This is a genomic window from Mycobacterium sp. IDUB_37 (assembly GCF_055419245.1).
In genome coordinates, this window is sequence record NZ_JBVAXG010000019.1 from 1 (window position 1) to 21,662 (window position 21,662).

Below are 21,662 nucleotides of genomic sequence, written 5' to 3' on the forward strand. Positions count from 1 at the left end.
CCATCGACCCCATCTCCCTGGGCCTCGGCGGCACCATCGGACCGATCAGCACCCCCACCATCACCATCGACCCCATCCCACTGGACCTCTTGGGCAGCGTCGGGCCCATCGACATCTCCGCGATCGCCACCGACCCGATCTCCCTGATCCTCGGCGGCACCATCGGCCCGATCGACACCTCCACTATCACCATCGACCCGATCTCCCTGGGCCTCGGCGGCATCGTCGGACCGATCAACATCGACCCCATCACCATCGCGCCGATCCCACTCGGCATCGACGGATTCATCGGCCCGATCTACACCCCGCAGATCGACATTCTGTTGCCGCTGGGCATCGGCGGCACCATCGGACCCATCGTCACCTCGCAGATCGACATTCTGGCTTTCCCACTCGGGATCACCGGAAACGTGGGCCCGATCAACACCCCCACCATCGAGATTCCGGCATTCCCGGTGAACCTGGGCGGAATCCTCGGCCCGATCAGCACCCCTACCATCGAGATTCCGGCATTCCTGCTCGATCTAGACGGAGCCCTCGGCCCGATCATCACCTCCGCCATCGAAATTCCGGCATTCCCCCTGGTCATCGACGGGACCGTCGGACCGATCTCGGTAACCATCCTCGGATTCTCGCTACCGCAGATAGACCTGAACTCGACCATCGGCCCGTCCTCGGGCTTCTTCAACAGCGGACTGGGCGGCGAATCGGGATTCTTCAACAATGGCGCCGGCAATTCGGGCGTCGGAAACGTCGGCGAGCTGATCTCCGGGTTCTTCAACACCAGCAGCCTCAACCTCGGCTTCGGCAACGTCGGTGAGCTGAACTTCGGCTTGGGCAACATCGGCGGCGCCAACTTTGGCTTCGCCAACATCGGGGACGGCAACTTCGGCTTCGCCAACTCAGGTCTTCCGTCGGCGGCAGCGGCCGGCCTCGGCAACCTGGGCTTTGGCAACTCCGGCAATTTCAACACCGGTATCGCCAACTTCGGTGCCTCCAACTTCGGGATCGGCAACACCGGCAACGGCAATATCGGAATCGGGCTCACCGGCAACAACCAAGTCGGCATCGGCGCCCTGAACACCGGCACCGACAATCTGGGCCTGTTCAACTCCGGCTCCGGGAACACCGGAATCGGCAACTCAGGTCACGGCAACATCGGCCTGTTCAATTCCGGCAGTGCCAACCACGGCATATTCAACGCCGGTCGGGGCAGCTTGGGCCTGGGAAACACCAGAGATTTCACCGCCGGCCTGTTCAACACCAGCAACATCATTGCCGACGCCTTGAACACCCCGAACTTCGTCGCACTGCTGCCGGGACTCAGCCCGGGCGCGGGCCAACTGAACTTCCCGGGCTCCGTCGGCCCCATCTTCATCTCGCCGATCAACATCGCCGAATTCCCGCTCGATTTCGCCGGCAACCTCGGACCCATCATCGTCCCGCCCATCACCATCGCCGCTTTCCCGCTGGACCTCGTCGGCACCATCGGCGATATCGTGGTCCCGCCGATCACCATTCCTGCGTTCCCGCTCGACCTCACCACCGGCACCATCGGACCCATCGGCGTCCCGCCGATCACCATCCTGCCGTTGCCGGTGGAGATCGGCGGGACCATCGGCCCCATCGTCGTAGCGCCGATCGAGATACTTCCCTTCCCACTGGACCTGGGCGGCGGCATCGGGCCGATCGTCATTCCACCCATCAACATCGACTCGCTCCCGCTGGACCTCGACGGCGCCATCGGAACCATCACCATCCCGCCGATCACCGTCAACCCGTTCCCGCTGGACATCGACGGCACCATCGGAACCATCACCATCCCGCCGATCAACATCGACGCGATACCGCTGAGCATCGACGCCACCATCGGAACCATCACCATCCCGCCGATCAACATCCTGGCCTTCCCGCTGAGCATCGACGGCGCCGTTGGCGAAATCACCATCCCGCCCATCAACATCGATGCGATACCGCTGAGCATCGACGCCACCATCGGAACCATCACCGTCCCGCCCATCAACATCGCCGCATTCCCGCTGGACGTCGGGGGCGTTGTCGGCCCCTTCGCCATCGCGCCTGTCGGCATCAACCCGTTCGTCATCGGCCCGCCGGACGGCATCACCGGCACCGTCGGCGGCATCGTCATCCCGTCCCTCACCATCAACCAATTCAGCACCGGCCCCATCGGCGGCATGGTCGGCCCGATCACACTCGACCCCATCGGCATTCAGCTCAACGCCACCGGCAGCATCGGCACAATCGGCCTCCTCGGCTCCATTCCCAATTTCACCCTGGACATCGGCCCCCTTGGGTTAGGCAGCGGCAACGTCGGCCCCATTGACTTCAGCGGCCTCGCCCTTACTCAAGAAGCACCGTTCACCTTGACCGCCACGGGCAGCGTCTCCGATATCACCATCCCGGCCTTCGGCATCGCCCTCAACCCGATCACCTTCGGCCCCATCACCACCCAAGAATTCGGCATCGCGCCATTCGACCTGTTCATCAACCCGATCACGGTCGGGCCCATCTCTACGCAATCCATCGGACTGGCCGCGATTCCGCTCAACATCCTCGGCTCGATCGGACCAATCACCACCTCCGCGATCACCATCGACCCCATCCCCCTGGACCTTCTGGGCACCATCGGGCCGATCACCACCTCCGCGATCACCATCGACCCCATCCCCCTGGACCTCCTGGGCACCATCGGACCCATCGTCACCCCCACCATCACCATCGACCCCATCTCACTGGGCCTCGGCGGCACGATCGGACCCATCAACACCCCCCCCATCACCATCGACCCCATCCCGCTGGGCCTCGGCGGCATCATCGGACCCATCGTCACCCCGACCATCACGATCGAGCCCATCCCGCTGGGCCTCGGCGGCATGGTCGGACCGATCAGCTTCGACCCCATCAGCATCGCGCCGATACCACTCGGTATCGACGCCACCATCGGCCCGATCTACACTCCGCAGATCGCGATCGCGGCTCTGCCGCTGAGCATCACCGGCACGGTCGGCCCCATCGTCACCCCGCAAATCGACATCCTGCCCTTCCCGCTCGCACTCGGCGGAATCATCGGCCCGATCAGCACATCCACCATCGAGATTTCGGCGTTCCCGCTGAGCCTCGGCGGACCCATCGGACCGATCAGCACACCGACGATCGAGATTTCGGCCTTCCCCTTGAGCCTCGGCGGACCGATCGGACCGATCAGCACCCCAACCATCACCATTGACCAGTTCCCGCTATTCCTCGGCGGAGGCGCCGGCCCGATCAACATCAACATCGCCCTTGACATCTTCGGCTTCTCGCCAAGTCTGGCCGTCCCGAGTTTGGGCTTCGGGAACATCAGTGCCCTGTTCTCGGGAATTAGTAACGTCGGCCACCTCAACTTCGGCTTCGGCAACGTCGGTGACAACAACTTCGGCGGCGGGAACCTGGGCAGCGGCAACTTCGGCCTGGGCAACCTTGGCGGCGCCAACTTCGGCTTCGCCAATATCGGTGACGGCAACCTCGGCTTCGCCAACTCAGGCTTGCCGTCGGCCGCCGGCCTGGGCAACCAGGGATTCGGCAACACCGGCAACTTCAACGCGGGCATCGCCAATTTCGGTCTCTCCAATATCGGCATCGGCAACACTGGCAACGGCAATATCGGCATCGGCCTCACCGGCAACAACCAAATCGGCATCGGTGGCCTGAATACCGGCATCGGCAACCTGGGCCTGTTCAACTCGGGCACCGGAAACGTCGGCATCGGCAACTCGGGTCAAAACAACGTCGGCCTGTTCAACTCCGGCAGTTCCAACACCGGAATATTCAACGCGGGCGTGGCCAGCTTGGGCCTGGGGAACGCCGGGGATTTCACCACCGGCCTGTTCAGCACCGGCACCGGCGACATCGGCGCCTTCATCACCGGGAACTTCATCAATGTGGTGCCCGGGCTCGGCGCCCCGTTGGAACTGGGCCTGGGCCTCCGCGTTGATCCTTTCCCGCTGACGCTCGACGGCAGCCTCGGCCCCATCGTCGTCTCGCCGATCACCATCGGCGCATTCCCGGTCGACCTCGCCGGCAACATCGGCCCGATCGTCGTGCCGCCGATCACCATCGCCGCATTCCCGCTGGACCTGACCGCCCCCGTCGGTCCCATCGTCATCCCGCCGATCACCATCGCCGGGTTCCCGCTCGCCATCACCGGCACCGTAGGCCCGATCGCCGTTCCGTCGCTCGACATCCTGCCGTTGCCGGTGGACATCGGCGGCACCATCGGCCCCATCGTCATAGCGCCGATCGAGATACTTCCCTTCCCCGTGGACCTGGGCGGCAGTGTAGGGCCGATCGTCACTCCTCCGATCAACATCAACGCCCTACCGTTGGCCCTCGACGGCTATATCGGAGAGATCACCGTCCCGTCCCTCACCATCAACGCCATACCGCTGGCCATCGACGGCGCCGTGGGGCAGATCACCGTGCCGCCCATCAACATCGCAGCCTTCCCGCTCAGCATCGACGGCACCATCGGAACCATTACGGTGCCGCCCATCAACATCCTGCCGTTCCCGCTGACCATCGACGGCAGCGTCGGCGAAATCACCATCCAGCCAATCAACATCACGGCGTTCCCGCTGGACCTCGACGCCGCCATCGGAACCATCACCATCCCGCCCATCAACATCGCCGCATTCCCGCTCGGCCCCATCACCGGCGGGGTCGGGCCCCTGGCCATCGCGCCGCTGGCCATCAACCCGTTCGTCATTGGCCCCCTGGACGGCATCACCGGCACCGTCGGCGGCGTCATCATCCCGTCCATCACCATCAACCAATTCAGCACCGGGCCAATCGGCGGCACCATTGGCCCGATCGGAATCGATCCCATCGATTTGGAACTCGGGATCACCGGCAGCATCGGCACCATCGGCATCGACGGCACCATTCCCGAATTCCATTTATTCATCGGTCGCGTCGGACTCGAAAGCGGCTACATCGGCCCCATTGACGTTTCCGGGCTTTCGCTCACTCAAGCGTCACCGCTGAACCTGACCCTTACCGGCAGCACCACCGACATCACCATCCCGCAGTTCGGCTTCGCGCTCAACCCGATCACGATCGGCCCCATCACCACCCAGGAATTTGGTATCGCGCCATTCGACCTGTTCATCAATCCGATCACGGTCGGGTCCATCGCTTCGCAATCCATCGGATCGGCCGCGATTCCGCTCGACCTCCTCGGCTCGATCGGACCGATCGTCACCCCCGCCATCACCATCGACCCCATCCCCCTGGACCTCCTGGGCAGCGTCGGACCCATCATCACCCCCACCATCACCATCAACCCCTTCCCGCTGGGCCTCGGCGGCACCATCGGCCCCATCGTCACCCCCACCATCACCATCAACCCCATCCCGCTGGGCCTCGGCGGCACCGTGGGTCCCATCGTCACCCCCACCATCACCATCGATCCCATCCCGCTGGGCCTCCTCGGCAATGTCGGACCGATCATCACCCCCACCATCACCATCGACCCCATCCCGCTGGGCCTAGCCGGCATTGTCGGGCCGATCAACATCGACCCCATCACCATCGCGCCGATACCGCTCGGCATCGACGCCACCATCGGCCCGATCTACACCCCGCAGATTGAGATCGCGGCGTTGCCGCTGAGCATCGACGGCACGATCGGGCCCATCGTCACCCCGCAGATCGACATTGTGTCGTTCCCGCTCTCGATCGGCGGAAACGTCGGCCCCATCGTCACCCCGACCATCGAGATTCCGGTGTTCCCCCTGCACCTGGGTGGAACGATCGGCCCGATCGTCACCCCGCCGATCAACGTTCTCGAGTTCCCCATCAGCCTGGGCGGATACCTCGGCCCGATCACCACCCCGCCGATCAACGTTCTCGAATTCCCGCTATACCTCAGCGGAAGCTTGGGTCCGCTCGACATCAACGTCCTCGGCTTCTCGGTGGGCCCGATAATCCCGAACTTGATCGCCGAATTCAGCAACATCGGCCACCTCAACTTCGGCCTCGGCAACGTCGGCGACACCAACTTCGGCTTCGGGAACCTGGGCAGCGGCGACTTCGGCCTGGGCAACATCGGCAACGCGAACATCGGCTTCGCCAACATCGGCGACCACAACCTCGGCTTCGCCAACTCAGGTTTGCCGTCGGCAGCAGGCCTGGGCAACCGGGGCTTCGGCAACACCGGCAACTTCAACGCCGGTTTCGCCAACTTCGGTGCCTCCAACATCGGGATCGGCAACACCGGCACCGGAAATATTGGCATCGGCCTCACCGGCAATAACCAATTCGGCATCGGCGAACTCAACACCGGCACCGGCAACCTGGGTCTGTTCAACTCGGGCACCGCAAACATCGGCATCGGCAACTCGGGTCAGTACAACACAGGCCTGTTCAACTCCGGCACTAACAACATCGGGATATTCAACGCCGGCGTGAGCAGCTCGGGCCTGGGGAACGCCGGCGATTTCATCAGCGGCCTTTTCAACACCGGCAACACCCAGTCCGGCGCCCTGATCACCGCGAACCTCAACACCGGGCAGTCGGGATTCGTCCTACAACCGGGCCCGGTGACACTCCCTGGGTTCGTCGGCCCCATCGTCGTTTCGCCGATCAACATCGACGCGTTCCCGCTGGACCTTGCCGGCCTTATCGGCCCGATCATCGTCGAGCCCATCGATATCCTGCCGTTCCCGCTGGACCTGGCCGGCACGCTCGGCCCGATCGTGATTCCGTCGATCACCATCGCCTCGTTCCCGCTGGCACTCACCGGCACCATCGGCCCCATCGCTGTGCCGCCGATCAACATCGCAGCGTTCCCGCTGGCACTCGGCGGCGACGCCGGCCCCATCGTCATTTCGCCGATCGAAATACTTCCGTTCCCTGTGGACTTGGGCGGCAGCATCGGGCCGATCGTCACTCCATCCATCAACATCGACGCGATACCGCTGGACATCGACGGCTTCGTCGGAGAGATCACCATCGCGCCCATCACCATCGACCCGTTCCCGCTGAACATCGACGGCAGCATTGGAGCCATCACCGTCCCGCCGATCAACATCGCGGCGTTCCCGCTGGACATCGACGGCACCATCGGAGCCATCACCGTCCCGCCCATCAACATCCTTCAATTCCCGCTGAGCATCGACGGCGCGGTCGGCGAGATCACCATCCCGCCCATCAACATCGCGGCATTCCCGCTGCAGATCGACGCGGCCATCGGAGCCATCACGATCCAGCCCATCAACATCCTTCCGTTCCCCCTCGACCTCGGCGGCAACATCGGGCCCTTCAGCATCGGGCCCGTCACCATCAACCCATTCGTCATCGGTCCCCCGGACGGAATTACCGGCACCGTCGGCGGGATCATCTTCCCGTCCATCACCATCAACCAACTCAGCACCGGCCCGCTCGGCGGCGCGATCGGCCCCATCGCAATTGAACCCATCGGCCTCGAGCTCAACCTGACCGGCGGCATCGGCACCATCGACGTCAACGGCATCATTCCCCAATTCCCGATAAAGCTTGGGTCCCCCGTCGTCACCGGCCCCGGAGGCAACCCGGGCCACGCCGGCCCCATTGACGTCTCCGGCCTCTCCATCACTCAAAATTCACCGCTCAACCTGACGGCCACAGGCACCATCGCCAATATCTCGATTCCCGCATTCGGCTTCGCGCTCAACCCGATCACGATCGGCCCCATCACCACTCAAGCATTCGGCCTCCAGCCCTTCGGCTTGCACATCGATCCGATCACGGTTGGAGGTATCACCACTCAATCCATCGAATTCCCGGCAATTCCCCTCGACATCCTCGGCTCGATCGGACCGATCAGCACCCCCACCATCACCATCGACCCCATCCCTCTGGACCTGCTGGGCAACATCGGACCCATCGTCACTCCGACTATCACCATCGACCCGCTACCCCTGGGCCTGCTGGGCACCGTCGGACCCATCGTCACCCCCACCATCACCATCGACCCCATTCCTCTGGATCTGCTGGGCAACATCGGACCCATCATTACTCCGACTATCACCATCGACCCGCTGGCCCTGGGCCTGCTGGGCAACATCGGACCCATCACCACTCCCACCATCACCATCGACCCCATCCCCCTGGGTTTTGGCGGCGCCATCGGCCCCATCAACATCGACCCGATCACCATTTCCTCGATACCGCTCGGCCTCGACGGCACCATCGGCCCGATCTCCACCCCGCAGATCGAGATCGCCCCGTTGCCGCTGAGCATCAACGGCACGATCGGCCCCATCGTCACACCGCAGATCGACATTCTGGCGTTCCCGCTCTCGATCGGCGGAGACATCGGCCCGATCGTCACACCCACCATCGAGATTTCAGCGGTCCCCGTCAGACTCGGCGGACCCATCGGCCCGATCAGCACCCCCCCCATCGAGATTTCCGCGTTCGGCATAAACCTCGGCGGACTCGTCGGCCCGATCCTCACCCCAACCATCACCGTTCCCCAGTTCCCCTTCAACTTGGGCGGAACCGTCGGCCCGATCAACGTCGACCTGGGCTCCCCGGGTCTGATCGTCCCGAGTTTGAGCTTCGGAGCCCTCAACGTCGGCAGCCTCAACTTCGGCTTGGGCAACATCGGTGATAACAACATCGGCTTCGGGAACTTCGGCAACGGCAACTTCGGCTTCGCCAACTCAGGTGTGCTTGCGGCAGCAGGCCTCGGCAACCAGGGCTTCGGCAACACCGGCAACTTCAACGCCGGCATCGCCAACTTCGGTGACTCCAACATCGGCGTCGGCAACACCGGCAACGGCAATATCGGCATCGGCCTCACCGGCAACAACCAAATCGGCATCGGCGCACTCAACACCGGCAACGCCAACCTGGGCCTGTTCAACTCCGGCACCGGAAACATCGGCATCGGCAACTCGGGTCAAAACAACACCGGCCTGTTCAACTCCGGCAGTAACAACAACGGAATATTCAACTCCGGCCTGGCGAACTCCGGCCTGGGGAACGCCGGAGAGTTCACCGCCGGCCTGTTCAACACCGGGAACTTCACCACCGGCCTGCCGGGGCTGAACGCGACGGGGGAGCTGGGCTATGGCTTTTCCGTCGATGTTTTCCCGCTGGCGCTCGGCGGCACCCTCGGCCCCATCGTCATCCCGCCGATCACCATCGCCGCATTCCCCGCGGACCTCACCGGCGCCCTCGGCCCGATCGTCGTGCCGCCGATCACCATCGCCGCATTCCCCGTGGACCTCACCGGCCCCGTCGGACCCATCGTGGTCCCGCCGCTCACCATCGCCGCGTTCCCGCTGCAACTCGCCGGCACCGTCGGCCCGATCGCCGTTCCGCCGCTCAATATTCTGCCGTTCCCGCTGGCCCTCGGCGGCGAAATCGGCCCCATCGTCGTGGCGCCGATCGAGATACTTCCCTTCCCGCTGGCCCTCGGCGGCAGCGTGGGGCCGATCGTCACTCCACCCATCAACATCGACGCGATACCGCTGGACATCAACGGCCTGGTCGGCGAGATCACCGTCCCACCCATCAATATCGCGGCTTTCCCGCTGGGCATCAACGGCACCGTCGGCGGCATCAGTATTCAGCCGATCAACATCATGCCGTTCCCACTCGGCATCGACGGCACCACCGGAACGATCACCGTCCCGCCCATCACCATCCTGCCGTTCCCGCTGGGCATCGACGGCACCGTCGGCGGAATCCATATTCAGCCGATCAGCATCCTGCCGTTCCCACTGGACATCGACGGCTCCCTCGGAACCATCACGATCCCGCCCATCACCATCCCCGAAATCCCGCTGGGCATCGACGGCACCATCGGCCCCTTCACGATCGCGCCGCTGGCCATCAACCCAATCGTCATCGGCCCCCCGGACGGCATCACCGGCAATGTCGGCGGCCTCTTCGTCCCGTCCATCACGATCAACCAGATCAGCACCGGCCCGCTTGGCGGCGTCGTCGCGCCCATCACGATCACTCCGCTTGACCTGAAATTGGCGATCACCGGAAACATCGGCTCCATCGGCCTCGACGGCACTGTTCCCAAATTCGACACATACGCCGGGGGCTTCTGGGGCACCGGCTCCGTCGGCCCCATTGACTTCTCCCAACTTGCCATCACTCAAGACGCACCGCTCAACCTGACCGTAATGGGCGGTAGCACCCCGATCACCATCTCGGGGTTTGGCCTGGCGCTCGACCCGATCACGATCGGCCCGATCACTACCCAGGAATTCAGCATTGCGCCATTCGGCCTACACATCGATCCGATCACGATCGGATCCTTCAGCACCCAGCCCATCGAATTGCCCGCGATTCCGCTCAATATTCTCGGCTCGGTCGGGCCGATCACCACCCCCGCCATCACCATCGACCCCATCCCCCTGGGCCTTCTGGGCGCCATCGGACCCTTCACCACCTCCGCCATCAACATCGACCCCATCCCGCTGGGCTTCGGCGGCATGATCGGCCCGATCATTACCCCCACCATCACCATCGACCCCATCCCGCTGGGCTTCGGCGGCACCATCGGACCGATCATCACCCCCACCATCAACATCGACCCCATCCCGCTCGGCTTCGGCGGCATGATCGGCCCGATCATTACCCCCACCATCACCATCGACCCCATCCCCCTGGGCCTCGGCGGCACCATCGGACCGATCAACATCGACCCCATCACCATCGCGCCGATACCGCTCGGCATCGACGGCGTCATCGGCCCGATCACCACCCCGCAGATCGCAATTCCGGCGTTCCCGCTGGGCATCAACGGAAGCGTCGGACCCATCGTCACCCCGCAGATCGACCTCCTGCCGTTCCCACTCGGGATCAACGGGAACGTCGGCCCGATCGTCACCCCGACCATTGAGATTCCGGTGTTCCCTCTGGGCCTGGGCGCAACGCTCGGCCCGATCACCACGCCGCAGATCACCCTCTTCGAGATCCCCCTCGGCCTGCGCGGAACCCTGGGCCCGATCATCACCCCGCCGATCTCCGTTCTCGCGTTCCCAGTGCTCCTCGGTGGAAGCGTCGGCCCGATCGACATCAACCTCTTCGGAATTTTGCTGTGATCTCGTGCTCGACCATCAGCCATTCCTCGCGCCTTTCAACCTGGCCGACCTCCTTACGAGAGGCATCAGGCCCTAGGTGGCCGCTGATGTAGGGGTCGTCGGCGGGAATAGACGTCGTGGTTATTCAAGTGTCGATTTGCGAGATATCAACAAACGAGCCTCCGACGACGACGGCTTGAGCAGCATAAACTTGCTCTGTGGGTGGCACAATTTGAAACCGAGTTACAAAAGGGCCCAAGCCATCGGAAATTTGGCCGTCTAAATGCAGAAGATACGAATATGCCAGCAATCCGGAGTATTCCATCCACGTATTTACGGTGTCGCCGGATCCACTGACGCCGGGCGCAGGCTGGGCGGCTCCGGATCGGGCCCGACAACCAAAGCGATGCTTCGCTCGCGGCCCTCGGCGCGCAGAACTCCCCGGCCCGCATTCCACTAATGGACGTATGCCTAATGAAGTCGCTGATCACCCTTACAGATGCGGACGCTGACAAAGCTCGTTGAGGCATCTTCGTGAAGCCAGAGCACGGCGAGTGCCGACGTGGCGCCGCCGCATGCCGAAATCGGCCTTGGCCTGGCCATAATTTCGTAAATCGACCTAGAGTCTGGCCGTGACCAGGCATAAAATTCTCGCCAGCGTCCGCGGGGGGCGCCACGTCATTCCATTGTGGGATCGGGGCCGTCCTTATGAGTTTTATTGTCGTTTCGCCTGAGTTCTTGTCTGGTGCGGCTGGGGAGTTGGCAGCAATTCAGTCCGGAATCGGCGTCTCTAACAATCTGGCGGGGCCGGCCATATCCGATATCACGGCGGCAGCAGCGGACGAAGTTTCGGTGCGGGTGGCGGGGATGTTCGGGACGTTTGCCCGTGAGTATGAGGCGTTGAGTGCGCAGGCGGCGGTTTTTCATGACGGGTTTGTGCGGTCGTTGGCGTCTGGGGGTGCTGGGTATGGGTTTGCTGAGGCGGTGAATGTGTCTGCGGCGCAGACGCTGGAGCAGGATGTGTTGGCGATTATCAATGCGCCGTTCGTCTCCCTGTTCGGGCGTGGGTTGCTCGGGGATGGGACGCATGCGAGCGCGCCGGGCGGTGCTGGTGGCGATGGTGGGTTGTTGTTCGGTAGTGGTGGTGCGGGTGCGGCGGGGGCACCGGGGCAGGTCGGCGGGGCTGGTGGCGCGGCGGGTTTGATCGGGAATGGGGGTGCTGGGGGTGCCGGTGGTGTGGGTGGTGGGGCCGGGGGCGCCGGTGGGGCGGGCGGGTGGTTGTTCGGGACGGGCGGGACCGGCGGTATTGGTGGGCTGAGTGGTGTAGGGCCGGGCGGCGCCGGGGGTAGTGGGGGCAGGGCTGGTTTTGTGTTCGGTGCCGGTGGTGTCGGCGGCGCCGGCGGCTCGGGGACTCCCGGGACGGGTAGCACGCCGGCGGGTGCTGGCGGCGATGGCGGGGCGGGCGGGGCGGGCGGGTTGTTCTCACCGGGCGGGGCGGGCGGTCATGGTGGTTTCGGTGGAGTGGGGGCAGCGGGTGTGTCCGGGGGCCTGTTGGGCGGGTCCGGGGGTACTGGCGGGCCGGGCGGTACCGGCGGGCCCGGCGGACAGAGCGCGTTGTTGTTCCTGCCGGGCGGGCCTGGCGGGCTCGGCGGCCACGGCGGCGCCGGCGGGGTGGGTGGTGACGGCGGGGATGCGATCGTCTTGGGGACCCCGGGTACCGGTGGTGATGGCGGCGACGGCGGGCTTCCGGGACAGGGCGGGACCGGCGGGCCTCGGCAGTTGTTCAGTTTCGGTGCAGGTGCGCCGGGCGGGCTGGGCACCGGGGGTGCGGGCGGGCACGGCGGTGCTGGCGGGGCCGGTGTGGCCGGTACTGACGCCGCGGCGGGATCGGGTGCGGTGGGCGGCACCGGTACGGCCGGCGGCGTGGGCGGTAACGGCGGGATCGGCGGCGGGGCCGGGAACAGCCAGGGTGTGGGCGGCGCCGGTGGGGCGGGTGGGGCCGGCGGTTCAGGCGGGGCCGGCGGGTCGGGCGCCAACGCGGTCGGCAGCGGAGTGGCCGGCCAGACCGGCGGGCAGGGCGGCACCGGCGGGGCGGGCGGTAACGGCGGTGTCGGCGGGGCCGGCTCGACCGGCGGAGCGACGGGTCAGGCCGGCGCCGGCGGCGGCGGTGGGGCTGGCGGCACTGGCGGCAACGGCTCGGATAACACCGCGGTGGCCGCGGCCGGGGCGATCGGCGGCACCGGCGGTCACGGCGGGGCCGGTGGTGCGGGCGGGGCCGGCGGGGCGGCCGGGGCCGGTATCGGCGGTGTGGCTGGTGTCGCGGGTGTCGGCGGGCAGGGCGGTAACGGCGGGAACGGGGCGGCCGGCGGCGACGGTGTCACCGGCGGCAACGGCGCTAGCAGCGGTGCGGCCGGGCAGGCCGGCAGTGCCGGTGGTGCGGGCGGCAAGGGCGGTAACGCCGGGGCGGGCGGCAGCGGGTCGGTCGCGGGTAAGGCGGGGACGGCCGGTAACGGCGGTACCGGCGGCGAGGGCGGTGACGGCGGTGACGGCGCCGACAACACCGGTACCGCGGCGCCGGGTGTGATCGGCGGCACCGGCGGTAAGGGTGGGGCCGGCGGTCAGGGTGGGGCCGGTGGTGCCGCGGGTGCGGCGCTGGGCGGCACGTTCGGCAAGTTCGGTGTGGGGGGCGGCGGCGGTGACGGCGGCGCGGGTGGGGCCGGTGCGCAGGGCGGGACTGGTCTTGACGCGTCGAGTACGGGTGTGGCTGGGCAGGGCGGCGGTAAAGGCGGCACCGGTGGCGCCGGCGGGGACGCCGGCTTCGGCGGGGCGGGTTTGACGGCCGGGAAAGCGGGGACGGCCGGCGATGGTGGCGCTGGCGGTAGCGGCGGGGACGGCGGGGACGGCGCGGCCAACACCAGCAAAGCGGCGGCCGGCGCGCAGGGCGGCACCGGCGGGGCCGGCGGGTCCGGCGGCACCGGCGGGACCGGCGGGGCGGCCGGGGCCACCAACGGCGGCACGGCCGGCATCCAGGGCGTCGGCGGGGACGGCGGGACAGGCGGTGCCGGCGGCGGCGGCGGCACTGGCGGCAACGGTGTCAATGCCACCGGCAGCGGTGTGGCCGGCCAGGCCGGCGGCCAGGGCGGCACCGGCGGGGCCGGTGGCGCAGCTGGAGCCGCCGGTGCGGGTTCGACGGCCGGGGCGGCCGGGACCTCTGGTGACGGCGGGGTCGGCGGCCTCGGCGGCAACGGCGGTAAAGGCGCGGCCAACACCGCGATCGCGGCGACGGGCGGCACCGGCGGCATCGGTGGGGCCGGCGGGGCCGGCGGCCAGGGCGGCACCGGCGGGGCCGCGGGGGCGGCCAACGGCGGGACCGCCGGAAACCAGGGCGCCGGCGGGACCGGCGGGACCGGTGGTGGCGGCGGAACCGGCGGCAACGGCGGAACCGGTGTCAACGGGACGGGCAGCGGCGGGAGCGGCCAAGACGCCGGCGCCGGCGGGGCCGGCGGGGTCGGCGGTGACGCGGGCATGGGTGGCATCGGCTTCACCAACGGGGCGGCGGGCACCGCTGGTGACGGCGGCACCGGCGGTGCGGGCGGTACCGGAGGTAAAGGCGCGGCCAACACCGACACCGCGGCGGTCGGGGCCATCGGCGGTACTGGCGGCACCGGCGGGGCCGGCGGCCAAGGTGGGGCCGGCGGTTTGGCCGGGGCCACCAACGGCGGTACTGCCGGCATCCAGGGCGGCGGCGGGGCCGGCGGTACCGGCGGTGTCGGCGGCACCGGCGGCCAGGGCGGCCTGGGCAACGACGGATCCGGCAGCGCCGGCGCTGGACAGGCCGGCAGCCAGGGCGGGACCGGCGGACAGGGCGGAGCCGCAGGCCTCGGTGGCGCCGGTAGCACCGCCGGCGCAGCGGGCACCGCCGGTAACGGCGGTGCCGGCGGCCTCGGCGGTACCGGAGGTAAAGGCGCGGCCAACACCAGCGGCGCGGCGGCCGGGGCCATCGGCGGCACCGGCGGCACCGGCGGGGCCGGCGGCCAGGGCGGCACCGGCGGGGCGGCCGGCAACACTAACGGCGGCATCGCCGGTGTCCAGGGCGGTGGCGGGGCGGGCGGTCTCGGCGGCCAAGGCGGGTCCGGTGGCACCGGCGGCACGGGTGTCAACGGGTCCGGCAGCGGTGTGGCCGGCCAGGCCGGCGGTAAAGGCGGGACCGGCGGGACCGGCGGCGGCGCCGGCCTGGGCGGTATCGGCTCCATCGGGGGTAAGGCGGGTACCGCCGGTGACGGCGGCGCCGGCGGTCTCGGCGGTAACGGCGGTGACGGCGCGGACAACACCACCATCGCCGCCAGCGGGCAGCAAGGCGGAACCGGCGGCGCCGGTGGCAACGCCGGCCAAGGCGGCGCGGGCGGGGCCGCCGGGGCCATCAACGGCGGCACCGCCGGCACCGTAGGTGTCGGCGGCCAGGGCGGCACCGGCGGAACCGGCGGCAACGGCGGAACCGGCGGCGACGGCACCGGCAGCGGCAGCGTGTTGATACCGGGTGCCAACGGCGGCCAGGGTGGTTCCGGCGGCAACGGCGGTAACGCCGGTCTGGGCGGTACCGGATCGGTCATCGGTGAGGAAGGCGCTGCAGGTAACGGCGGGGCGGGCGGTGCCGGCGGTAACGGCGGCGATGGCGCCGACAACCTCACCACCGCCGCGGCCGGCAAGACCGGTGCCAGTGGCGGTAAAGGCGGCACCGGCGGCACCGGCGGCACCGGCGGGCTGGCCGGCAACGCATTCGGCGGCACCGCCGCCAGCCAGGGCGCCGGCGGTAACGGCGGTAACGGCGGCACCGGCGGCACCGGCGGACAAGGCGGGGTTGGCGCCAACGGCGTCGGCAGTGCCGGGGCAGGACAAACCGGCGCCCGAGGCGGGGCGGGCGGAACCGGCGGCGACGCCGGCCTGGGTGGTCTGGGTTCGGTCACCGGGGCCGCGGGCACCGCCGGCGACGGGGGTCTCGGCGGAACCGGCGGCACCGGCGGCAAAGGCGCCGCTAACACCAGCATCGCCACCGCGGGTGCCGCCGGCGGTGTCGGCGGCCTCGGCGGGGGCGGCGGCACCGGCGGCATCGGTGGGGCGGCCGGTAACGCCAACGGCGGCACCGCGGGCACCCAAGGCGTCGGCGGAGCGGGCGGCACCGGCGGCACCGGCGGCCAGGGCGGCACCGGCGGCACCGGCGCCGCGGGTGTCGGCAGCGCGGGACAAGGCCAAGCCGGCGGCCAAGGCGGCACCGGCGGTGGTGGCGGGGCAGCCGGCAATGGCGGGCTCGGCTCGGCCACCGGCGCTACCGGGACCGCGGGCAACGGCGGCACCGGCGGCAAGGGCGGCAACGGGGGAACGGGTGCGGCCAACACCGACACCGCCGTCACCGGCGCTACCGGCGGCACCGGCGGCCAAGGCGGACAAGCGGGAGCCGGCGGCGACGGCGGCGCAGCAGGGGCCGCCAACGGCGGCACCCTTGGCATCCAGGGCGCCGGCGGCCAAGGCGGCACCGGCGGTGCAGGGGGCCAAGGCGGCCAAGGCGGCCAGGGCGCCGCCGGCACCGGCAGCGCCGGGCAAGGACAGGCCGGTGGCCAAGGCGGCACCGGCGGCCAAGGCGGGGCTGCCGGGCTCGCCGGCACCGGCTCCACCGCCGGCACCGCAGGAACTGCAGGCAACGGCGGCCTGGGTGGTAAAGGCGGAACCGGCGGCACCGGCGCGGCCAACACCGACACCGCCGCGACCGGCGCTACCGGCGGCACCGGCGGCCTCGGTGGAGCCGCCGGACAAGGCGGCACCGGCGGCGCAGCCGGCAACGCCAACGGCGGAACCACCGGCACCCAAGGCGCCGGCGGCACCGGCGGCACCGGCGGCACCGGCGGCCAAGGCGGACAAGGCGGCACCGGAAACAACGGCATCGGCAGCGCCGGGCAAGGACAGACCGGTGGCCAAGGCGGCACCGGCGGTCAAGGCGGCGACGCCGGCCTCGGCGGCCTCGGATCCACCACCGGCGCCATCGGCAAAGCCGGCACCGGCGGCACCGGCGGCACAGGTGGCATCGGCGGCAACGGCGCCGCCAACACCAGCATCGCGCCCACCAGCGCCACCGGCGGCACTGGCGGCACCGCAGGCAGCGGCGGCCAAGGCGGCATCGGGGGCGCCGCCGGCAACCCCAACGGCGGCACCACCGGGACTCAAGGCGCCGGCGGCACCGGTGGCACCGGTGGCACCGGCGGCCAAGGCGGCCAAGGCGGCCAAGGCACCACCAACGGCACCGGAAAAGGAACAGCCGCCGGCGCCGGCGGAACCGGCGGCCAGGGCGGCAATGCCGGCACCGGCGGAACCGGATCTACCAAGGGCGCCTCGGGGACCTCCGGCAACGGCGGCACCGGCGGAACCGGCGGAACTGGCGGAACTGGTGCTGATAACACCACCACCGCCGCGACCGGACAGCTCGGCGGTGCAGGCGGCACCGGCGGCAGCGGTGGCTCCGGCGGCAACGGCGGTACGGCCGGGACCGCATTCGGCGGCACCAGCGGCGTCCAGGGCGCTGGCGGCGCCGGCGGTACCGGCGGCAACGGTGGCAACGGCGGTCAGGGCGGCGCGGGCACCATCGGAATCGGCAGCGGCAACGCCGGCACCGCCGGCGCCCAAGGCGGCGCAGGGGGCACCGGCGGCAATGCCGGAGTCGGCGGCAACGGGTCTGTTCAGGGCGCCGCAGGCACCGCAGGTAACGGCGGAAACGGCGGCCTCGGTGGCAACGGCGGCAACGGCGCCGACAACACCACCACCGCTGCAGCCGGCGCGAAAGGAGCAACCGGCGGCGCCGGCGGAAACGGCGGCCAAGGCGGCACCGCCGGTGCAGCCGGCAACGCCAACGGCGGCACCGCAGGCACCCAAGGAGCCGGCGGACAAGGCGGCAAGGGCGGCACCGGCGGCACCGGCGCAGCCGGCGGCAACGGCACCGCCGGATCGGGCAGCGGCGCCACCGGACAAGGGGGCGGACAAGGCGGCGACGGCGGACAGGGCGGCGACGCCGGCCTCGGCGGCACCGGGGCCACCACCGGCGCAGCAGGAACTGCCGGCAACGGCGGCCTCGGCGGCAAAGGCGGAAACGGCGGCACCGGCGCCAACAACACCAACACCGCCGCCGCCGGTATAACCGGCGACACCGGCGGCACCGGCGGCGCAGGCGGCCAAGGCGGCACCGGCGGTAACGCCGGCGGTGCCAACGGCGGCACCGCCGGTGCTCAAGGCGCCGGCGGTAGCGGCGGTAACGGCGGTAACGGCGGCCAAGGGGCCCAGGGTGGCATCGGCAGCGTCGGCACCGGCAACACCGGCGCCGGCACCGCCGGTGCCCAAGGCGGCACCGGCGGCCAGGGCGGCGACGCCGGACTCGGCGGCACCGGATCCACCACCGGCACAGCAGGAACCGCCGGCAACGGCGGCGTCGGCGGCCAAGGCGGCACCGGCGGCCAAGGCGCAGACAACAACGCTCCCGTCCTCTTCACCAATCCCGGCGGCACCGGCGGCACCGGCGGCGCAGGCGGCCAAGGCGGCACCGGCGGCGCAGCCGGTAACGCCAACGGCGGCACCACCGGCAGCCAAGGCGCCGGCGGCATAGGCGGCACCGGCGGCCAGGGCGGCCAAGGCGGCACCGGCGGCACCGGCATCAGTTACGTAGGCAGCGGCGTTGCCGGAGATGCCGGCGGCGCCGGCGGAACCGGCGGCCAAGGCGGCGACGCCGGCGCCGGCGGCGCCGGATCCACCACTGGCGCCACCGGCGCAGCCGGCAACGGCGGCACCGGCGGAACCGGCGGCAACGGCGGCAACGGCTCCGCAAGCACCGCGCCCGGCGGAACCGGCGGCACCGGCGGCGACGCCGGTGCAGGCGGTGCGGGCGGCGCAGCCGGCAACGCCAACGGCGGCACCGCAGGCACTCAAGGCGTCGGCGGCACCGGCGGCACCGGCGGAACCGGCGGCACCGGCGGCACCGGCAGTAACGGATCCGACGGCGCAACCAGCGGCATAGCCGGCCAACCCGGCTCCCAGGGCGGCAACGGCGGCACCGGTGGTGCCGCGGGCATCGGCGGCACCGGATCCACCAACGGCAAAGCCGGCACCGCTGGCAACGGCGGCGCCGGCGGCAACGGCGGCACCGGCGGCAACGGCGCCGACAACACGACCCCAGCCGGCGCCGGCAGCACCGGCTTCGCCGGCGGCACCGGCGCCACCGGCGGCAACGGCGGCGCCGGCGGCGCGGCCGGCAAAGCCAACGGCGGCACGGCAGGCAGCCAAGGCGCCGGCGGCAACGGTGGCGCCGGCGGCACCGGCGGCACCGGTGGCCAGGGCGGCACCGGTACCGCCGTAACTTCCAGCGGCGCTACCGGCACCACCGGCGCCACCGGCGGCCAGGGCGGCCAGGGCGGCAGCGGAGGCCTGGGCGGCACCGGATCAACCAACGGCATCGCCGGCGCCGCCGGCAACGGCGGCAACGGTGGCCAAGGCGGCACCGGAGGCAACGGCGCCGCCAACACCGACACCGTCGCCACCGGCGCCACCGGCGCCACCGGCGGCACCGGCGGCCAAGGTGGCACCGGAGGCAGCGGCGGCTTGGCCGGAGTCTTCGGTAGCACCGCCGGCGTCCAGGGCGCAGGTGGCAGCGGAGGCAACGGCGGCATCGGCGGCACCGGAGGCCAGGGCGGCATCAGTAGCAACAGTGTCGCCGGCGGGCAAGGTGGTACCGGCGGCAGCGGTGGTGTATCCGGCGCTGGCGGCACCGGATCCAGCCAGGGCGCTTCGGGTAATGGCGGAGCGGGCGGCACCGGCGGAACCGGCGGCGCCGGAGTGACCGGCGCCGACACCGCCGTGCAAGGCGCAACCGGCGGCAAAGGTGGAAGCGGCGGCATCGGCGGCACCGGCGGCACCGGCGGGCTCGCCGGACCTGGCGGCACCCAGGGCGCCGGCGGCAACGGCGGCAACGGCGGCGCCGGAGGGAATGGAGGCCAGGGCGGCAGCGCCCCGGCAGGAACCGGACTATTCGGCGGCCAAGGCGGCAACGGCGGCACCGGCGGCAACGCCGGCGTGGGCGGCACCGGATCCACCACCGGCACGGACGGCACCGCCGGCGCCGGCGGCAACGGCGGAAACGGCGGAACCGGCGGAGTAGGTGCCACCACAGCAGCCGGCGGAGCCGGCGGCAACGGCGGAACCGGCGGCAACGGCGGAACCGCCAGTTCCACTAACGGCGGCATCGGCGGCACCGGCGGCAAAGGCGGCAACGCCGGCAACGGCGGCGATGGCGCCGGCGGGGGCGGCGGCGGAACCGGGGGCAACGGCGGCACCGGCGGCATCGGCGGCAACGGCAGTACCAGCGGCAACGGCGGCGACGGCGGCAACGCCGGGCGCGGCGGCAACGGCACGACATTCGCCCTAGGGTTTAACCTTTCCGCTGGCGACGGCGGAGCGGGGGGCACCGGCGGAGACGGCGGAACTGCCGGCTTCGGGACTATCGGGTCTAGGGGCGGGAACGCAGGACTCGGTGGCGACGGCGGCAAGGGCGGCGCCGGGACGGACGGGTATCTCAACCCAAGTTCTGGTGCAGCTGCTACCGCCGGAGGCGCCGGAGGCGCCGGAGGCGCCGGAGGAAACGGAGGAAACGGAACCGGATCACCCGTGTCTATGGCCGGCAATGGGGGCAAAGCGGGCTCCGGCGGAGCCGGCGGAGTCGGCGGATCCATTGTCGTCGCTTCAGGCTCCTACTCCGGCGGCATAGTCAGTGGGGCGCTCGACGGTGGCACCGGAGGCCACGGCGGTGTTGGGGGCGCCGGTGGCAACTCAGGCCTGAACGGCGTCGGCGGGGTAGCGGGTCAAGGTGGGAACGGCGGCGATGGCGCCACCGGCGGCGTTGGTGGCAACGGCGCCGCCATCGGGTCCTCAACCCAAGGCGGGTCTGGCGGACATGGCGGGTCCGCCGGTGACGCCGGTATCGGTGGCTCCAGTGGCTCTGTAACAGGCAACGGCGGAAACGGCGGGGGCGGCGGAAACGGCGGGGCCGGCGGGGCCGGCGGCAACAGCGGGAGCAGCGCAAAGGCCGGCAGCGGAGGCAATGGCGGTGCCTCCACCGATGGCGGAAACGGCGGCACCGGCGGAAACAACGGCGGCGTGGGTGGTTTTGGCGGATACGGCGGCACCGGCGGTGACGGCGGCATTGCCGGTCAGGGCCAGAAGGCAGTTACCGCGCCCTTCGGGGGACAAGCGGGCCAACCAGGCGACGATCCTACGGGCCCCACCGGCGGAAGCGGCGGTTCGGGCGGTTCGGCCGGCACCGGCGGGACGAGCACTTAACCTCTATCCCGGCGAGGCGGATGAGGCGGTGCCTGCAGCGCCAGCTGATCGTGACGGCCATCGACATGGCGGTGGCCGCCTACGTTGCCCACTGAGAGGTCTGGCGAGATCAAGAAATTCCAAGCGGGTCATCGATTTCCGACCGCAGCACCCACACTGCAGCGGGTCATATTCCATACCGACCGCGGAAGTATGGATACCGCTAACGTG

At 70.0% G+C, this 21,662-nt stretch carries 2 protein-coding genes; both read left to right on the forward strand.

The genetic code is table 11. From position 1 onward, the window contains the following. Window positions 1–89: 89 nt before the first annotated feature. Window positions 90–11,108, forward strand: a complete 11,019-nt coding sequence (locus ACZY1I_RS32045) for a beta strand repeat-containing protein (protein ID WP_463761671.1) — start codon at window positions 90–92, stop codon at window positions 11,106–11,108. Between the two features lie 687 nt (window positions 11,109–11,795). After that, on the forward strand, window positions 11,796–21,452 hold the full coding sequence (locus tag ACZY1I_RS32050) for a PE family protein (protein WP_463761673.1): 9,657 nt from the start codon (window positions 11,796–11,798) through the stop codon (window positions 21,450–21,452). Window positions 21,453–21,662 lie beyond the last annotated feature (210 nt).